Origin of the sequence: Pseudonocardia adelaidensis (assembly GCF_039543345.1) — a bacterium.
Lineage (GTDB): Bacteria > Actinomycetota > Actinomycetes > Mycobacteriales > Pseudonocardiaceae > Pseudonocardia > Pseudonocardia adelaidensis.
Genome location: NZ_BAABJO010000028.1, coordinates 60,400 through 79,138, shown reverse-complemented (window position 1 = coordinate 79,138; position 18,739 = coordinate 60,400). Strand labels below are relative to the sequence as shown.

Sequence of the window (18,739 nt, the reverse complement as noted above, 5' to 3'; positions counted from 1 at the left end):
GCGGTGGACGAGGAGGCGCGCCTCCTCCGTTTCCTCGAACACCCTGACGGCCGGCCGGTGTTCGAGGACGACCTATTCGCGCGCCTCGCCAACGTGGTCGGCGCCGGTGCGGGCAGTGACCTCGACCTCGCCGTGCTCCTGCGGCAACTGCTACGGCGCCGGTCGCTCGAGGACGGCAACACAGCATGGCTGCGGACGGCGCCGGGGATCTCGGGCCGCCTCCGGGCGGCGCCTATGGCAGGGCTGCGCGAGACCCAGCCCGACATGTGGTCCGCACCAGTGTGGGAGCCGGGGTGGCTGCAGGACACATCGGGAGTGCCGGATCAGGCCGCGGTCGCGGGCGGAAGCGCCGGGCAGCGGTTCTTCCCGGACGAACTGAAAGCCGACCCGTTCTTCGAGAAGTGCACCACTTTCCCCCGGTACCGCACGCCGGGCCAGCGCGCGGCCTGCCGGGCCGTGGTCTCCGTCCCGGACGGGAGCACGGTCATCGGAATGCTGCCCACCGGCTCGGGGAAGACGGAGGTGGCGCTCTGCCTGCAGGAGCGGGTCGACGGGCTCACCGTCGTAGTGGTGCCGACTATCGCGCTCGCCTACGACTTCGAGCGCCGGTTCCGCGATCACTTCGCAAGACGCAACCCCCGTGTGAAGAAGGGCCAGTTGCATTTCGCGTGGTCCGCGAGCACGCCGAAGGAGACCCGCGAGCTCATCGAGGAGCGGGTGCGCCACGGCAAACAGCACCTGCTCGTCACATCCCCGGAGTCGGTGAGCCGGGCGCTGCGGGACCTTCTCCGCGAGGCCGCGTCGACCGGGCGGCTGGGCGCGCTCGTCGTCGACGAAGCGCATCTCGTCACGCAGTGGGGGCGGGAGTTCCGACCTGAGTTCCGCACGCTCGCCGATTTCCGCAACGATCTGCTGCACGCAGCCGAAAAGGCCGGTTGCCCGCCCCTGACGACACTGCTGCTGAGTGCCACGCTGGGATCTGGCGAGTTGCAGGATCTGCACGATCTCTTCGCCGACCCAGGGCCGTGCGCGCTGATCGCGGCGAACGCACTCCGCGCCGAGCCGGACTTCTGGGTGGCCGCCGCCGAGGACGACGCCCAGCGTAAGGGCTGGGTGCTGGAGGCGCTGGCGCACCTGCCCCGGCCGGCGATCCTCTACGTCACCTCGCCGAAAACAGCGGACGGCTGGGCGGAACGGCTGCGAGATCACGGCTACGACCGCCTCGCGGTCGTTACCGGAGAGACGGCAGACGCCGACCGCAAGGCGGTGCTGGAGGGTCTGCGCAACACGCCCGAGCAGGCAGCCCGGTTCGATCTCGTCGTCGCAACGTCCGCGTTTGGGCTGGGCATCGACTACCCGCACATACGTAGCGTCGTGCACGCCTGCCTTCCGGAGACGGTGGACCGCTGGTATCAGGAGCTGGGCCGCGGCGGCCGCGACGGGCATGTCGCAGCGGCGTTCCTGCTCACGGCACCCGGTGACCGTAAGGAGGCGGCAAGCCTTGGCGTCACGGTGCTGACGGCCGACACGGCGTGGAAACGCTGGCGTGACCTCTGGGCCCACCGCGGGACACTTGAAGGTCGCCACTTCATTGATATCCAGCGCAGCCACGGCGGGGTGCGGGAGGGAAGCTACAACCGCAAGTGGAACGCCCAACTCATCCAGGGTCTCGTGGAACTGGAGGCGGTCGGAAGGCTCCCCGTCGACGTCGAGGACGTCGAGGAACTCACTCCCGCCACGGCGAACTCGGGCCAGCACGAGTGGGTCGGCGTCGAACTGCTCCGCAACAACGTGTCCACCGACGACTCGTTCTGGCAGGAGAAGTGGACGCCCTGGCAGCGCGCGGAAACGCAGCGTTCCCAGCGGGCGCTCGACGCGATCTCCGGCGTGGCGAGTGGCAAAATCCCGGTCTGCGAGGCCATCGCTCAGGCATACCGCCCCGACGACACGATCCACAACCTTTTCGGCCGCGCCGCCCGGTACGCCGAGCCCGAAGGCCAGTGCGGGCGGTGCCCGTCCTGCCGTCAGAAAGGAATCCCGGCGACAAACGACCCGCCGCCGCACCCCGTGCAAGCGTGGGCGCTACCCGCCGACCAGGCACCTGAACTCGGCAGGCTCATCGAGGCGAGCGGCCGGCAGGACGGCCTCGTGATCCTCGTCGCCGACGAGCCAGCCGAGGTGTCCCACCGACTCGCGAAGGCCCTGATAAGCCGAGGCATCCGCCACGTGGCGGGTCCGGTCGGCGATAATAACGAACTCCTCGAAAATGCGCATTGGCTCTTCGTAGATCTGGATCCTGTGTCTCCCAGCATGGTGACGCCCCACAGCGCTTTCGTGGTGTATCCGGAAGGCGTGCCGGTGCCGAGCAGGTGGCTGAGCACCGGGCAACGAAGGCAAAACAGGAACGACACCCCGCCGGCTGTCGATGTACTGCTCCTCGCACGCCGCGCCAGGCTGGGCCGTCACGATCTCGAGCGCGATCTACGGGCCCTCGATGCCCTCACCGCATTGCAGATTCTCGGAGACCGATAGTGGATTATCTTAAACAACACCTTCTTGCCAGCGTCCCAGCGCTCTTCGTGGTCACTCGTTACCTCGCGGATCAACGCGAGGGATTTCCGGAGGCCGGTCTCCGACGTGCGCTGCAGCCCCGCGCGATGTTCAACGAAGCAACAGAACCGGAGGAGTCGACCGGGGCCCACGGTGCTTTGCTGGCATCCCTCGAGGTAGGCGCAGATATTGGCCTGCTGGCGGCGGAAGGGGCGCGTGGACCACACCGCGTATGGACTCTGCACGGAGACCACCGTGACAACGTTGCGGCGTGTACCTCCGGCGGATCCGGCCCGTTCCGCAGCCTCGTCCTGCGCCTTCTGGGAGGCCGCGCGCGAGCCGCTGCCGACGAGGGCCAGCAACCCGCCGATCTGGCACGCGCGCTCACCTGGCTGCTACTCACCCAGAATCCGCTCACGCCTCTCGCCGCCATGTGGAGCGACGGCCCCGAGGCCGCGTTCGACAACGCACACTTGGACAAAGCCGTCGACAACCCGGAGCAGTGGCGGGCCTTCCGGCGATGGGCCCGATCGTTGGGAGTCGCCACAGACGCGCAGGCTGTCCCGGCCGCCCGGAAAGCGCGGATGATCGTCGACCCAACCCCTGCGATCCGGAGCGTTCTCCCCCTTCTCCCCGTACGTGCGTCGGCAGCCCAGTGGCTGGGTCGGCTGCGTTTCGTTCTTCCCGTGCTCGGCGACCCCGCGCTGGCGAAATCGGTGAATGCCGACGCCGCCGCAGTCCCGGCGACCGTGGCGTTCGCGCTCCAGAAACTGGAGCGCACCAGGCACCTGGAACTGATCACATCCGACGACGCCCGGGACGGAATAGTCTTGCAACTCGGAACGGAGTCGCCCCGCACGGTCACCGAGGTCCGGGTGGAGGCGGTGGCATGACCGCGGCCATGAAGGGCTTCCGTTGCTGGACGGCGGGATCCGTGCGGCAGACCGTCTACACGGACATCGGCGCCCTTCCGAGCGACGCTGACTCCGTGTTCCTCGCCGCGCACACTCCGATGGCACTCTCCCATCCGACGGGCAAGGAACTCCCTGACGCCGGTTCCGGCGAACGTCAGGTCCTGGACGCCGTCCTGCATGGCGTCGGGGACACCGACCGGAACACGCTGATTGCCGTCACCGGTGCGTCCGGTGCAGGTAAGAGCCATGTTGTCCGTTGGGTACACGCCAATCTCGATCCGGCCGACGAGCGCTATCACATTCTGTACGTGCCACGTGCCGTGCAGACAATCCGCGAACTCCTCCGCCGCATCGTCGTCGCTCTGCCCGGCGAGGGCGGGCAGAAGATCCTCGATCGCATCGACCGCGCCGTCGGAAGTTCTAGCCCGGCGGAGGTTGCGGACCGCCTCCTGGAGGAGGTCCGCCATGCCCTGACCTGGACGATCGATCAGCGGCTACCGGTCGACGGCGAGAGCGCGGACGAGCGCGAAGCACGCGAGGTCCGCAACACGCTCCTCGGAGAGGAGGACGAGCAGGGGAAACGCCGGGACGGGCTCGCCGATCTGATCGCCATTCCGCAGATCAACAAGGCGCTTCTCCGGCCGGATGGGTGTATCGACGGCATCGTGCAGTCGTTCTACGAGGCGACGTCGCGACGCGACTCCCAACTGGACGGCTTCCGTCCGGAGCACCTTCCGTTGCGCGAGACGGGCATCCGCCGGGCGATCCCCCGTGCGTCGGAACTCAGCGAACTCTGGTCGATCATCGTCGCCGACCCGGCTCCCGCCGTGGAACTCCTCAACGAGGCACTCCGGCACGCCGTTCCCAAGACGCTTGGGCTGCGGACTCAGGACCGGGAGTCACTGGACCTCCTGTTCCGGAGTGCCCGCGAGAACCTCCGCGAGGACGGCAAGGAACTTGTCCTCCTTTTCGAGGACCTCGCGCAGTTCGGCCTCGTCGACGGTGAACTGTACGACCAGTTCACCATCCAGCCCGGCGACACCATGGCGCCGCTCCGGGTCGTCTTCGCCGTCACCGACGGCCCGTTCAACAAGCTTCCAAAAACCGTGCAAACGCGGATCACGCACCGGTTCCAGGTCGGTGAGTCCGCACTCGCGGATCGCGACGCCTTCGTCGGGCGCTATCTGAATCTTGTGCGCATCGGCCGCGAGGATGTCGAGTCGGCGTGGGAGCGCGCCAAGAAGGACGGGACCCGCCACTGGGTACGGAACGCCTGCGACACCCGGGAGGACGGCCAACCGTGCCGCGTGCGCGACGAGTGCCATGCCGGCTTCGGCTTCGTCGAGGTCGACGGTCTCGGCGATGTAGGCCTGTACCCCTATAACGCGACCGCCCTCCGTCGAGCGCTGAAGAAGCAGGCAACGCCGCGTAAGGTACTGGAGGTCTGCGTCTCCGACGCGCTCATGGAGGCGGACGGGCACATCGAGCGCGGTACCTATCCGCACGAGCGGACGTTCGAGCAGTTCGACAACGACGTTCACCAGGCGAAGCATGTTCTCCTGAGCGGAGCCTCGGGCAAGGAGGCGGACAGGCTCTACCGCGCACTCGTGCTCTGGGGCGACGAGTCCCCCTTGACTCCGGCTGTTCTCGATGCGTTTGCGCTCTCCGACATCACGGCGAGGGCGCCCGATGCACCCGATACGTTGGCCCCGCCGGACCCCACCCCGCCCGTCACGACCGGAGAGAAGCAGGAAAGCCCGCTTCCCAGGCTGTTCCAGTGGTTCAACGGGACGGCGAAGCTTCCGGACGATCATGCAACGTTCTATCGGAACACCCTGCATCACCTCGTCCGCTCCCGGCTCGATCTTGATCAGGACCTCTTTCACCTGAGCGGCTACGGCCACGAGATCTTGTCCGGCCTCTTCAACGTGATGTCGATCGACTTCGGTGACGGTGCCTACGGCCGGAGGATTGGCACTGGTGGGGTCCGTATCCCGCTGCAACGCACCGAAGAGGATGTCGACGTCATGGTGGCCGCCCGGTGGTTCAGCGAGCACGGTCATTGGTTGCCGGAGCGAGGGCTCTGGGAGTGGCCGAGCGGCTACACGCCCGCGGAGCTGATGTTGAAACTCGAGACCTGGCTGGATAAGCGTGCGGACGAGGTTCGACGCGCCTTCCTAGATCGAGTCCGCGGTCGTGGTGTGGCCCGTGCGGCCGTGGGAATCCGGGCGATCGCACTGCTCGCCACCGGGGCATCGCCGGCCCAGGTCGGGACCCTCGACGGCGTCCTGAGCGGCGTGCCGGCACCAGCGGCTTCGACGATCTCCGGCTGGGGCACCGCGCTTACCGCAGCTCGGAACGTCCTGCACAACGTGAAGACTGCCGAATTGATCGGGCAGTTCGCCGCGGTCCGGCAAGGTGACGCCGTCCAGCCGCAACTTGTCGACCTGGCCGGCCTGGCCACGGTTCTCGACGAGGCGACGCAGTCGCCCACAGCCTTCCTGCAGAAGGTGACTGATGATCTTCACGATGTGGTCCCCGTCGTGGAGGTCGCTGCTCGCGACCTGCGAAAGGCCATCGAGGACGCTGCGCCGCAGTGCCTCGGGGCGGTGGAGGAAGCCCTCGAGAACCTCCGGACCGGGCTCGAAGGAAGGTCACCGGTGGACGTCGCCCAAACGGCACGCGAGGTCGGCAAACGTGCCCTGGAGAACGGGTTGCTCCGGCCACCTCGCTGGGACCCATTCACGGTGATACTCGACGTGCTGACGAATCTGCCCCCCGACCTCCCATACGACTGGAAGCGACCCGCCGGGAGCAGCGACCGACCACTCGCCGACGAGGCACTCGCGATGCAGCACTGGGCGGGTCACGCCGCCGACGGTGGCCGTGCCCTCGCCGCTCTCCAACAGACGATGAAGGCGACGGCCGCCGAGTGCCTCCGGCGCAGCGGCGGGGTGGGTGACGTGGAGCAGTTGCAACGCGAGGTGCGGGAGAAGTTAGACCGCGTGGAAGCACATCTCGAGGCGCTCAGCGTCACGGAGGCCAGTCGTGCTTGATGGCCCGAACTGGATCGCCGAGACGTTCGACGCCGTCGAGCGCGCGAGCGATGTAGAGAAAGCCCGGCGGGACGCCGAGACCCTCACCTCAGCGCTCGAGAACCTCACCAAACTGCTTCCAAGGCTGGCCGAACTGGAACGAGCGTGCTCGCTCGGACGCGGCTCCTGGTGGACAGGTATCAATGCCCCACCCGACCTCTGGGACAACCTGCGGGCCGCTCAGAAGAACCTGGGGCAGCGGGCGCTCGCCGCGGTGGACCGCAATCTCCCTACCTTCACGCAGCAGGCCGAACAGGCGGCCGGCGACGGGTGGAAGAACCACATCGTCGACGAGGTCGGCAATGTGCGCGAACTCCTCGAATTGTCGGCGGCGCTCCGGCAGGTACCCACGCTGGAGCAGACCGCGACCAGCCTGGACAACGCCATCGGCGACCTTGCCCGGCTGCGCTCCGAACTTCCGGACCGCAATGCCGTGGAGACGCTCGGGAAGGTCGTTGCGCTCCTCGACGATCTCCAGGCACGTCTTCCCGCCGCGGTGCGGGACTTCGTCTCCGCCGCCACGGGCGGCGGGGCCTCCCTCGAGATGCTCGACGCCGAGGTCGTGAGCTGGTTGCAGGACAACGGCGCCGTGGACGCGTTCAAGATCGTGGCGGGACGACCGACTGGAGCCATCGGTGGATGACGGTCTCGTCAATGCGCTTACCGCGATCGAACTCCGCGAGACGGCGCTGCTGGCGTGGGGCGCGGTCGGGGCGAGGTGGACGGAGGCCGAGATCCTCACCGAGCTGGAGAAGCACGGCTCGGGTCCCCGTCTGCTACGGCAACTCCTTGACGCCGGGCTAGTGGTGCAGGAACCGGGCGGCGGTTACCGGAGCCGCTTCGCGGAGACCGTGCGCCTGCTCGCGACACTGCGCCAGGCGTTCCGCGGGCAACGCGTCACGGAGGGGCGGCCACTGGTGCTCGACTACCGGTTGCTGCATCGGCCGCGACGCCGGCCACGCCGCAACGTACCCGCAGTGGATGTGCGGCAGGACTTGCGCCCGCACCTCGGCCGAGCAGGAGCGGCTGTGGCGGAGACGTTACTGCCGGAGGCCGTCTCCGGTTTCCAGCAGCGCAGTGCCCGGGAGATCCTGCAAGCCCTCCGCGCCGGAGACAGCAAGGGCGTCGTGATCACCGCAGGCACCGGTAGCGGGAAGACGCTCGCGTTCTACCTGCCGTTGCTGGCCTGGCTCGCCGATCGGTCGTCCGGCGGCGGCAACCGAGGCACGCTCGCACTGGCGCTGTACCCGCGTAACGAACTCCTAAAAGACCAGTTGCGGGCGCTGCTCGAGAATGTGCGGCACCTCCGCAGCGCGGGTCAGGGACGGGGACTTGGCGTCGCCACCTGGTTCGGCCCGACGCCTTCGACAGCGCGCATGGTTCGTGACGGGAGATCGGAGTGGCCGTCGCGTAGGGAGGGCTTCGTCTGCCCGTACCTGCGCTGCCTAGAGTGCGACGCCGACCTTGTGTGGCGCCGTGTCGATCTGGAAGCGAGCCGGGAGCGGCTCACCTGCCTTTCCTGCGGGTTCCGGCTGAATGACGGCGTGCTGCGGCTGACGCGCGAGAGCGCAGTCGCAAACCCTGCCGACGTCATGCTGACCACCACCGAGTCGGTCAACCGGCAACTCGCGGCGCCCGGGAACCTCGCTGCGTTCGGCGTGCAGCCAGCTACCCTCCGGGCGGTCCTACTCGATGAGGTGCACACCTACGAGGGCACCACAGGCGCGCAGAACGCGATCCTGCTGCGGCGGCTGCGGCACGCGCTGGGGCGCAAGCCGGTCTGGGTCGGGCTCTCCGCAACACTGCGCAACGCCGACGAGTTCTTCGCCCGACTCGTCGGGCTCCGGCCGGGGTCGGTCGTGGAGGTCAGCCCGCACCTCGAGGAACTGGAGGAGACCGGGGCGGAGTACCTCATCGCGCTCCGCAACGACCCGTACGCCGAGACCGGCACGCTATCGACGAGTATCCAGGCGTGCATGGCACTAGCGCGCTGCCTCGACGTTCTCGATGGGGATCCAATCGATCCGCCGCCATCGTCGGACGGCGTGTTCGGCAACCGACTCTTCGCCTTTACTGACAAGCTCGACAGCACCAACCGCCTCTTTTGGGACGTCCTCGACGCGGAAGGGTGGTCTTGGCCAGGGAAGCCGAAGACGTCCGCGCGTCCCCTCACGCTGGCGCACTCCCGGGGCAGGAATCAGCCCCGGCTGACGCCGGACCGTCAGGAGCCCCACGACGTTCGAGACCTCGACGGCCAGCACTGGTGGCTGCCGGAGCACCTGGGGCACGGCGTCGACGCGGACCGGCAACTGCAGGTCGGCCGCACGAGCTCGCAGGACCGGGGCGTGGACGGCAACGCGCAAGTCGTGATCGCCACCGCAACGCTGGAGGTCGGTTTCGATGACGACCGCGTTGGTGCGGTGTTGCAGCACAAGGCACCACACGACGCGGCGCAGTTCCTGCAGCGCAAGGGCCGGGCCGGGCGAAACCTCGCCATGCGACCGTGGACCGCCGTGGTGCTCAGCGACTGGGGCCGCGACCGCGCGGCCTGGGATTCCTACGACGCACTGTTCGACCCGGACCTCCCCCCGCGGAACCTGCCGCTCGAGAACGTCTACGTGATGCGAATCCAGGCGGTATACGCGCTGCTGGACTGGCTCGCCGCCGAGCAGAGGTACACAAAATGGAACTCCACGTGGTCGGATATGGCGGGACCCGCTTCGGCCCTGGAGCCGACGAATGACCACTGGCGTGTGAAGACGGAACAGCGCCAACACGGTGTCGCGGAGCTGCTCGGGCGGCTCCTGCGACCAGGTCCGGAGCGAGATCGCCTCCGCGAGTACCTCCGGCGCGCTCTGGGCCTGGGCACTGACGACATCGCGACCTCGGTGGTCGACACCCTACTGTGGGAGGCCCCGCGCCCGTTGCTGCTGGCCGTCGTGCCGACGGCCCGCCGGAGGCTGCAGGGTCAGTGGGATGGCGAGCAGCCCGCGGAGTCGGACTCCGGCCTGCGGACGCGGACCCCATTGCGGGAGTTCGTGCCAGGCAACCTGTTCGACGACCTCCTCGTGCCCGACGTCGAGTTGCAAGTTCCGGGGCTGCCTGGCCAGGAGACAATCGAGCACCTCCCGGCCCTGCGCACGCTGAACGAGTTCTGCCCCGGCAACGTGACGCGGCACTTCGGCGTGTGGGCGTCCACCAAGCGCCATTGGATCCAGCTCCCCCCGCCTCTGGCCGGCGAGCAGGTGCGCCGGGTCGACGTGGCGACGACGTTCGAAGCAGTGCAACCAGTAGTAATCGACATCGACGGCGAGCCCGTCCACATCCACGCACCCACCCGGGCGGCGCTGGAATCTGTGCCGCCGGATCTGCGGGATGCGTCAAAGGTCCGCCCGGACTGGGAGGTGCACATCTCGGCGCTGGGGGTGGGTGCCCCGGTACGGCTCAGCAGCGGGGCGAACAGGTTACTGGCCGCAATTACTTCGAACCTGCACGTGCAGGGTGGTGGCGTCCAACTCGTGCGCTACGCGCGCACCGCTCGCGGAGTGATCTGGCGCCAGCAGGCGGAGCCCGTACAACTCGAGTTCGGTCACGACGAGAACGGCACCTGGATACCGGGAGCGGTCGGAGTCGATACCCACTGTGACGCGCTGGAGTGCTTCGTCCGGATGCCCGACCAGGTGCAGGATCCGGACCCGCAGGAACGCACCGTGCGGCTGCGGCACCGACTGGAGGTCGAGGCCGAGCTCCCGGACGACATGTCGGCGTTCGACCGGCGCACGCTCGGCGACATCGTGCTGCTGGCCGCCGTCACCGAGGGGTTCGACGTCGCCACCGATGACAGGCTCGCCGCTGAGCTGGGCGCCGCCGCGACCGTACTGGGCCTCGGCCAGAAGCAGGCGTGGCGGCTGTGGCTCGCCGCCCCGGCCGTCCTCGGGGCCGTGCGGTCGGCTCTGGAGGAGATCACGGCCACGAAACGCTCCGCGACGTGGACGTCCTGGTGGCGCCGCCGCTACACGCTTTCGGTAGCGCAGGCCGTGCTCGCGGCGGTGTCAGCACTCTGTCCGGGAGTCGACCCCGACGACGTACTGCTCGACCTCGACCAGCGCGACAACACGCGCTTCTTCCTGTCGGAGCCCTCCCCTGGCGGCACCGGCCAGATCGACGCCTTCCACCGCGCCCTGGCGTACGACCCCGCAGCGTTCACGCGCGTCCTCGAGGAGGCCCTGCGGCCCTCACCCGTTGAGACAATGGACGAGGAGCTCACCCACCTGCTCCGGAACGACGCTCCGGCGATGAGGGCGGCGCTCGACGGACTGCGCCGCGCGTGGGAGGAAGGCCACGAGGCCGCGGGGCGGGCAGTAGGTCAAGTGGACGACATCGCCCGGGCGAACGGGCTCCTTCTGAGTGGTCCAGCGCGGACCGCGCTGAGCACTCGGCTCGCCGGGCCCGGCGCGCATCAGAGCCTGCAGCGCGCCGTTCGCTCCTGGCTGGACCTACGGGACGAGGTCACCCAGCGCACCGGCCTCGGTGTGGACGCCCGGACGATCGGCGGCCTACTCGCCTATGACACCACCCTCGACCCAGTCCTGCATCTCAGCGCGAATACGACGCCAGAGCGGCGGGCGCGGGCCATTTCGAACGTTCTCTGGCCATGGGGCGAGGCCGTAGGTGCGGACTCGTTCAACCCGTATGCACCACCGTTGCCCGCCTCGCTCCGCACCGTGCGCGCCCACGTGACTCTCGGCCCGGAGATCGTCGAGATGACCGAGTGGAACGACGCGTTCCGTGACACCTTGCACACCGCGCTATACGAACACGGCGAGATACTCGTCCGGGCGGGGCAGGCCGACCGCGCGGCGCTGCGCACGCTGCTGTTGGACCTGCAGGTCAACCCGGTTGAGGTCGGGCCGCTGCTCTGCCATCCGATCGTCGTCGGCATCCAGGAATCGCCGCAATACGTGGAGGCCCGGTTGGCCCTGCGGGAGGCGCCGTGAGCCGCGTGATCCGTAAGTCGAAGGCGCAGAGCGCCTCCGAGATCCTGGACCTGCTCGGCGCGCTCTTCTCAGCAGAGCTCGCCCGCCCCGGCAGATGCCTCTGGCTGGTGTCCCCGTGGATCTCCGATGTGGAGATCGTCGACAACTCGGCGGGCACCTTTCCGGCCCTCACTCGCTTCGGGCGTCGGCCCACTCGCCTGGCTGAGGTCCTCGTCGCACTAGCCGATCAGAGCACGCAGATCGTCATCGCCACGACGTCCGACAACCACAACGACGCGTTCCTACGGCGGCTGCATCAACTCGAGCAGGACCTCCGAGTGGCCGACGCCGTCACGATCCACATTGATCCCACCCGCCAACTACACACCAAGGCGCTCACCGGGGACGACTACGCCCTCTCCGGCAGCATGAACATCACCTACAACGGGATCATGATCCGCGACGAGCAGGTCGAGTTGAGGACTGACAGCGAGTTCGTCGCCGGAGCCCGCATGGACGCACACGGACGGTACGGGGGCACGCTGTGACCACTGTGCGCGAAGCGGTGCGGTTCGCCATGGGCGACTTGCAGCGGTACGGCACGATGCGGGACCGGGTCGAGGTGCTCGTCGACAACCAGGTCGCCGCCTGGGTCAGCGGCAACAGCGGCTGGCTCGTGGTGCCGGTAAGCCGGAGGCCCGGGGGCTTCTACCTCCTGTCCGAGGACCGCGAGGGCCAGCGTCGGGGCGGTGAGGTGCTGAAGGCCTTCCTCGGTCCCGCGTCAAGGGTTCTCCTCGAGGCGACGCCGCTCACACCCGAGACCGAGCAGATCGACGAGGCACTCCGTGATGCCGGCCTGGTGCGCCTGTCATACGTAAACCGGAAGTCCTGCTCTCGCGAGGACCTCCTGGCCCGTCTCGAGGACGCCGTTGCCACGGCGCGGAGCAAGGACAGCAGGGAGCGGCCCACGCGGCCGTCTTACGTCGACCAACTCCGGGACCTCCGGCTCGCACTCCTGCATCAGGACGGCAGGCTGGCCGAGCAGGCGTGGGACCAACTCCGGCGGGTCGGGCACCTCAGCGCGGAGAACCTACGCTTCCTCGAGATCGAGAAGCTCGCGCGGCTGGAACGCTGGCGTGAGCTGCGCGACCTGCCCTACTTCGACGAGCTCCTACGGGCCCGCCGACCCCGGGCTGTCAACGAGGCCGTCCTCGAAGCGGTCTGGTGGACCGAAGTCGCCCCGCTGGCCGTTGGCGGCTCCCCGGCGGACATCTACGCCGAGGCCGCGCTGGCCGCGCGCTACGGCGCGGTGCTGAACACGCTCGACGTACCGGGCACGGCCGCAGGTCGCGCGATGGGTGCCGTCGCGGCGCTGGCGGTGGGCGACGACGCTCGTTTCCAGCGGCTGCTGGGCGCCGCCACGAGCGACACTGAGCGCGGGCGGCTCCAGCAGTTGGCAGCGCTGGCGACGCCGCGATCGGCTCCCCCGCAGGACGACATCATCCGCCTCTTCGAGGACGGCCGGTACGGCGACGTCGTCCGTACGTTCCTCGACGCGCCCGACCCCGCCGGGGCAGACGTCGCCGTGCAAGCCGTCCTGGAACGCGAGGACGACGGGCATGCTGCTGCGGTGCTCGCCGCCGTCGAGCGCTTCCTCCGGGACGACCTACTGCGGCCGCATCGGCGACTGCAACGGGACCTCGACGAACTCGGGGCGCTCGTTGACAGGGGGTGCGGCGGTTGGGTGGAGTGGTGCGCTCGGATCGGCCGGGTCGAGCGGTGGGAGAGCGGCGCCGAGGTGCTTCGCACCCAGTACGCAAACTGGAGCGATCTCCCCGGGTTACTGCCCGCACAGATGAACACCGCCGCCGAGGGCATCGTGAACGCATGGGGCAACGTCAATCAGGACCAGATCGTGGCTGGGCTAGATGTGCTTTGCCACAGCGCCGCGACCGCCGCCGGCACTGCGTTCGGAGCGGAGTTCGTGGACGCCGTCCTGCTCATCTTGGCCGAGCAGCAGAACCTCACCGCGCCCGTGCGCGAGGCGTATCTCCACCTCCTCGACCAGGTCCTCGCGTCCGGCCCGTCCATGAAGCGATACGCGGAGCTCCTCTCGCGGACGACCGAGTTGTGGAGACGCGTTGCCGCTCCTGTGGCTGTCGACTGGGGACTCCAGGTCGCCGACCTCCTGCAGAACGCCACGAGTCCCGACGAAGCTGCCCGAAACGTGGCCGTCACTGAGATCGTGACGAAGTCGCGGAGCTTCGGCCCGCGCCTGAATCTGCGTCAACGCTCGGAACTGGAGGCGCTGGCCGCGGAGGTGGGCCTCCCCGCCATACCGCTGCCTGAGCCAGAGCAAGGCGATTCCCACTGGAAACAGTTGGACGGAGCCGTGGTGGGTGTCTACTCGCTCCTGCCGCGGGCCGCCGAATTGCTTCGCAAGCGGCTCGCACCCCTGTGCGCGCCCGCCGCCGTCGAAGGCAACGCCGACACGAAGGCCACCTCCGCCCTCAAGGCAATGGCAGGCCGGGTCGACCACTTGATTGTCGACACCTGGCACGCGGCGCACGCCGCGACGGCAGGCATCGACGGTGTGCTCCCCAGGTCCGAGCAGATCCTGCCTTCCGGGCGCGGCATCACTGCGTTCCTGCAGGCCCTGGAGCAACGCCTCCGCAGTGGCTGATCATTCGACAAGCAAGGAAATCTGGTCGTTGCCCGCCTTGCTGCGGAGTTGTTGCACGAAGAGGTTTGTGAGTTTGCGGACGTCGTTCGGCGTGTTCTGCAGCCCATTCCAGCGCCGCTCGTCCCCTGGCGACAGGCACCAGGTCCCGTCCGTCCAGGCCACAACCGGATCCAACACGGCGAGGCTCCCGTCGATCTCCTCAGCCGAGACCTCGGATGCGTCTCGTTCTGCCGTGAGCATGTCCATGATGTAGCCCAGGGACTGAATTCCAACGCCGTGCGTGAGGCGGGACTTACGGGGCGGCAACTCCCAGGCCTCGGGCCAACGCTCGCGGACCCGGTTCCAGAAGAGTATGAGATGACACAGCATCTGACCCTCCTCGCCCTCACCGGTGCGGGGATCCCGGTACTGATACAGCGCTCCCTCGTAGAGGCTGTTCTCGATCATCTTCAGGACACTGTTGTCCTTGATGTAGCCACCCGGGGTCGTCGGCGTCGAGATCGCCGCGCGGAAGGGGCTCTCCGGGTGGGTGTTGAGCCTGGTCAACACGGAGGCCGGCAGCCGGCGTCGCGCGTACTGAGCCGGCAGCTCCCCCGTGGTCTCCGGCAGCAGCTCGTGGATCAGACCCTTTGGCAGCGGCTTCGTGTTGTTGACGAGGATGAACTGGGAGCGCTGCTCCTCCTCACCCGAGGCGATGAACCCGACGGCCGCGACGGGGAACTCGGCGACGTCGGCGTCACGGATCGCCGCGGTCCGCTGCTGACCGTCCACGAGCCACGCGGGCTTCTCCGCGTCGTCCTGAGTCTCGTCAACGGGGATGATCAGCTCGCCGGGCTGGGAATAGCTGACAGGCTCGCTCTCGGACAGCAGGGCGGCCGCCTCGAAGCGAACCTGGTCGGTGAAGGCAAGCACGATCGCGTTGGGGAGCATCGCGCCGTCAGACTCGAGGTAACGCCGGATCGCGCGGATGTGCGACACGACCTCGGGACGCTGGTAGCCGTGCAGGTCGTCGGTGTCGTCACGGCGTGCCCGGGAGACCGTGGCGAAGTCAGCCAGCTTCTTGCCATCGATCCCGAATACGTAGATGCTGTGTCGCCCCTGTGCGAGGCGAATCGCCGGCACGCGCAAGATGTACTGGTCAGCCACGGGCACTCCCCTGTATCGTCGCCTCCCGGTTCGCCGCGAACGCGGGAAGTGCGTACATCTTCGCGGCGAGGACCGACATGTTGTGAAACCCTCGGCGCTTATTCCGTTCCGTCCCTCGAAAAATGATCATTTCCACCCCGTGCTGCGCGCACAGCCCGCATTGGCAACGCCGCCAGGGCGCGTCTTCCAGTGTGCGGCGGTACGCGTGGATGCGAGAGTTCTTGACGCCGATGATCGACTCGTAGTCGGCGAGCACATTGATAACGTCGTCGATCGTCGCCTTACCCTCGTCGAGGCGGCGAAGTCTGTTGAGGCATTCGCGCTCGGTACGTAACGCGTCACGCTGCGAAACGTGGCCAGCTAGGATGGCGCGCTTCAACGTGACATTGCCGTCAACCTGTGGCACCCGGACCGCAACGTAGGTCCCGGATGCGGTGTGGTAATTGTCGCGGTCGTCCATGAACGACTGCCGGAAGGCGCTCGTACTGTCGAAGCTGGTCACACCGAACTGCGCGAACCGCTCCATCGAGTCAACGCGCGTGACACCAAGGAGATGCAACTCCACGTCCGGGTCCCGGATGTCGGCGATACACTCCAGGCAGGCGAGGATGTCCGGGGTCTTCAGTGGGACCATTCCACCGAGCGCGATGCGCCGGTAACCGAGCTTCTGCAGCTCACGAACCGAGTCAGCGTAGCTCTGCGGCGACCACCCCTGCGCGGAGGCCACCGGCTCGAAAGCGCACTTGCGGCGGTCAACGGCCTCGCGAAAGTCCTCGGCCAGTCGCAACGTGATGTCCTGGCGTTCCTTCCAGGCCGGATCGACAGTATCGTCCGTTGCACTGGCATCATAGCCGAGGATTACGTGATCGACACTAATGCCAGAATCGAATCCGCAACCTTCGTAGAAGTCGACGACCTCGTCAACAGTGTATGGTGGTTCATATTCGCCAACATAGTTGAACGCGCCGCAGTCACCGATGGTGGCGATGTTGTCAGGCAGCCGAAAGAAGTTGCGCACGCCCCGCCGGTACAGGCGCTGCCGTTGGGCTTGACTGTACTTGCCGGCTCCGTTGACCGAACCGTCGACGATCGCCTTGGAGACGAGTATGCCGTCGTAAGGGACCCGAGCGAGTACCTCATGGGCGTAGAGATCGTCGCGCTGTCGCACGCGCAGCGGGCTGTACTCATCATGGAGGAAGTCGTAGGTCGGCGATATGAGATCCTGACTGTCCGGGAAATAGAATCTCATCGCCGCGCATCCGTGTATGCCCGCATCAAGTAGTTCGCCAGTTCGCTGATGTCCTTCGTTGTATTCTGCAACGCATTCCAGGGCTGCCCGAGTTCCTCCCAGGTGCCGTCAGTCCATCGGCAGAGGGGCGCGATGTAGGCCAGTTCGCGTTCGACCGCGGCCACGGGGTCCTTGCCACGCAGGTTCACGCGCACCATCACGTGGTCGAGCAGCCGGGACATCGCGCGGATGCCGACGCCGTGCATCAGCCGTGACTCCGTCGGCGGGCGGCCCCATGCGTCGGGAAAGGTGTTGCGGACACCCGTCCAGTACGTGATAAGTAACTGACGGATGCCCTCTGTGTCGGTCGTCCCCGCGGTGATGTTGCGGTACAGGTACAGCGCCCCCGACGACGACTTGAGTGACTCTCGGAGCCCTTCCACCAGACTGTTGTCGGTCACCACGCGCTGGCGCGACTCCTCTGGCTCGGTCGAGGCCCGCTTGATCAAGTTGTGGAAGGGCGACGCGGGATCCTGGTTGAGCATGTCGACCAACTCCGACGGCAGCTTGCGAGCCGACAGGCGCGGGGACGGTGCGGCGACCACCTCGGGGAGCAACTCAGTGACAAGGTTGGTCGGCAGTGGATGGACGCTGTTCACACGCATGAACTGGTCGCGCTGCAACTCGAGGTCGGAGGAGGCAAAACCCGCCACCGGGACGGGGAAGCGTCGGTTGGCCGCACGGGCGAGCGCGAGGCTGCGCTGCTGGCCATCCACGATCCAGCCTGGCCGCGGCTGGTCCAGACCGTCCGCGATCGGGATCTCCAGGATCCCGGCAGTCGTCCCGAGCGCGTCGGAGGTGGCGGGGCCTCGGCTGGACTTGAACCTCACGTCGCTGGGCAAGGCCATGATCAATCCATTGGGGAAGAGGACATTGGCGGAGTCGAGGTAGTCCTGGATCTGGCGGACGTGCTGCTTCTTCTCCTTCCGTTGGTAGCCGATGAGCTTGCCCGCCTCGTCCCGCGATATCCGCGCGATGTCGGCCACCTGCTCGATCTCCTCGGCCGCCAGTGTGAACAGGTAGAGCGGCACGTTCTCGTTCTGCATGACCCGCAGCGCCCGGCGCTCCAGCACCTTCTGACGGGGCTTGCGCTGTTGCTCACCCGTCACGACTCGGTCACGACCCTTCGGTATAGCACGGCGAACCTGCTCTGTTCACAGGCCTTGCCGCTGTCACGCAGTTTCCGCAGTGCCCGGGTTCTCGACATGCCGGGGTCGCCCGCCCGCGCCTCACGGATGAATTGCAGGACCTCGCGGTCGTCGAGGGGCTGCCGAGCCCAGGACTCGTCATGCCGAACGTCGTCCGCCCAGGTCTGCCACTCCCTCATCCGCGCCGAACACGTCAGGGACGGACGCGTGAGCCCGGCGAGCCAATGCTGCGCCATCCGCATTGTCAGACCGGTGGCAGTGCCACCCAGGGCCGCCCGCAGTCCGCGATCGGCCGGCAGGCGCGTGATTCCCGCAATGTCGCCGGCTCCACCGACCAGCAGCACGTCGCTACTCCGGCGGCCGAGCGCCTCGATGTTTGCCGACATCGCCGTGGCGTAGGCGTGCGAGAGCACCAAGAGCAGCGGGCCGCGCAACTCCTTGTCTGGGTCCAGCGCGCCTGGCGCCGCATGCAGTGTGTGCCACCATTCGCGCAGGTCAGCCGCAGTCTCGCCAACGCTGTCCTCCTGCCTCAACGCGAACGTCGCAGCATAGGCCGGCGCGAGTGAGTTCGCGTCCCGGAGGCCGAGTCCGGCCGACGCCACCAGCAGGCGGGGCGTGAACCCTGCCTGTTGTGCGGAAGCCATGACGTCCGGCACGAGGCTCCAACTCTCGCCGCGGTAGAGCCCGGTGAGTGGCCGGCCACCGCCCGCACCGCCAAGCCGGGAGCACCACATCGCCGACCGCACGTCCAGACCGGCTTTGGGCAGGTCGCGGGCCCGCAGTCCTACCTGCGGAGCCTCCGACTTCCGATCAGAGCAGGTGACGACCACTGTCAGTTTCGTCAAACTGCTCCCCCTCATCCGCCTGAAACTGCAGCGCGCCCTGACGCAGTCAGATCGTAGTTTCGGTCTAGGGTGAACGCTAGCTCACCCCACCGAC

The 18,739-nt window shown here is 67.7% G+C and carries 11 protein-coding genes; 7 read left to right on the top strand and 4 right to left on the bottom strand.

Features of this window, described 5'->3' with window-relative positions:
* The first annotated feature begins 3 nt into the window (after positions 1-3).
* The 7 genes from dpdF to dpdD are packed head-to-tail and all read left to right on the top strand — an operon-like array spanning position 4 to position 14,218.
* Positions 4-2,532 carry a protein DpdF gene (gene dpdF / locus ABEA81_RS30350; RefSeq protein WP_345609729.1) on the top strand — a complete coding sequence of 843 codons (2,529 nt, stop codon included), beginning with the start codon at positions 4-6 and terminating at the stop codon, positions 2,530-2,532.
* Positions 2,532-3,443, top strand: coding sequence for a protein DpdG (gene dpdG, locus ABEA81_RS30345; protein ID WP_345609728.1), 912 nt, complete (start codon positions 2,532-2,534; stop codon positions 3,441-3,443). The genes dpdF and dpdG overlap by 1 nt, the downstream gene beginning before the upstream one ends.
* Positions 3,440-6,520: an ATP-binding protein gene (locus tag ABEA81_RS30340; protein WP_345609727.1), complete on the top strand. Its 3,081-nt coding sequence runs from the start codon at positions 3,440-3,442 to the stop codon at positions 6,518-6,520. The genes dpdG and ABEA81_RS30340 overlap by 4 nt, the downstream gene beginning before the upstream one ends.
* Positions 6,513-7,202 carry a hypothetical protein gene (locus ABEA81_RS30335; protein ID WP_345609726.1) on the top strand — a complete coding sequence of 230 codons (690 nt, stop codon included), beginning with the start codon at positions 6,513-6,515 and terminating at the stop codon, positions 7,200-7,202. Before ABEA81_RS30340 ends, ABEA81_RS30335 begins: the two co-directional genes overlap by 8 nt.
* A complete protein-coding gene (gene dpdJ, locus ABEA81_RS30330) occupies positions 7,195-11,556 on the top strand; it encodes a protein DpdJ (protein WP_345609725.1) in 4,362 nt (1,453 codons plus the stop codon). Before ABEA81_RS30335 ends, dpdJ begins: the two co-directional genes overlap by 8 nt.
* Positions 11,553-12,083: a phospholipase D-like domain-containing protein DpdK gene (dpdK, locus tag ABEA81_RS30325; RefSeq protein WP_345609724.1), complete on the top strand. Its 531-nt coding sequence runs from the start codon at positions 11,553-11,555 to the stop codon at positions 12,081-12,083. The genes dpdJ and dpdK overlap by 4 nt, the downstream gene beginning before the upstream one ends.
* Positions 12,080-14,218 carry a protein DpdD gene (gene dpdD / locus ABEA81_RS30320; RefSeq protein ID WP_345609723.1) on the top strand — a complete coding sequence of 713 codons (2,139 nt, stop codon included), beginning with the start codon at positions 12,080-12,082 and terminating at the stop codon, positions 14,216-14,218. The genes dpdK and dpdD overlap by 4 nt, the downstream gene beginning before the upstream one ends.
* On the opposite strand, the gene dbpB (ABEA81_RS30315) is transcribed toward dpdD, so the two are convergent.
* Genes dbpB (ABEA81_RS30315) through ABEA81_RS30300 form a run of 4 tightly spaced genes read right to left on the bottom strand, consistent with a single transcriptional unit; the run spans position 14,219 to position 18,645 of the window.
* Complete coding sequence (dbpB, locus tag ABEA81_RS30315) at positions 14,219-15,364, bottom strand: DGQHR domain-containing protein DpdB (RefSeq protein ID WP_345609721.1); 1,146 nt, start codon at positions 15,362-15,364, stop codon at positions 14,219-14,221.
* On the bottom strand, positions 15,357-16,613 hold the full coding sequence (dpdA, locus tag ABEA81_RS30310) for a tRNA-guanine transglycosylase DpdA (protein WP_345609719.1): 1,257 nt from the start codon (positions 16,611-16,613) through the stop codon (positions 15,357-15,359). The genes dbpB (ABEA81_RS30315) and dpdA overlap by 8 nt, the downstream gene beginning before the upstream one ends.
* Entirely contained in the window at positions 16,610-17,761 is a 1,152-nt protein-coding gene (gene dbpB / locus ABEA81_RS30305) for a DGQHR domain-containing protein DpdB (protein ID WP_345609717.1), read from the bottom strand. Before dbpB (ABEA81_RS30305) ends, dpdA begins: the two co-directional genes overlap by 4 nt.
* On the bottom strand, positions 17,758-18,645 hold the full coding sequence (locus ABEA81_RS30300; protein ID WP_345609715.1) for a hypothetical protein: 888 nt from the start codon (positions 18,643-18,645) through the stop codon (positions 17,758-17,760). The genes dbpB (ABEA81_RS30305) and ABEA81_RS30300 overlap by 4 nt, the downstream gene beginning before the upstream one ends.
* Between the last annotated feature and the right edge of the window lie 94 nt (positions 18,646-18,739).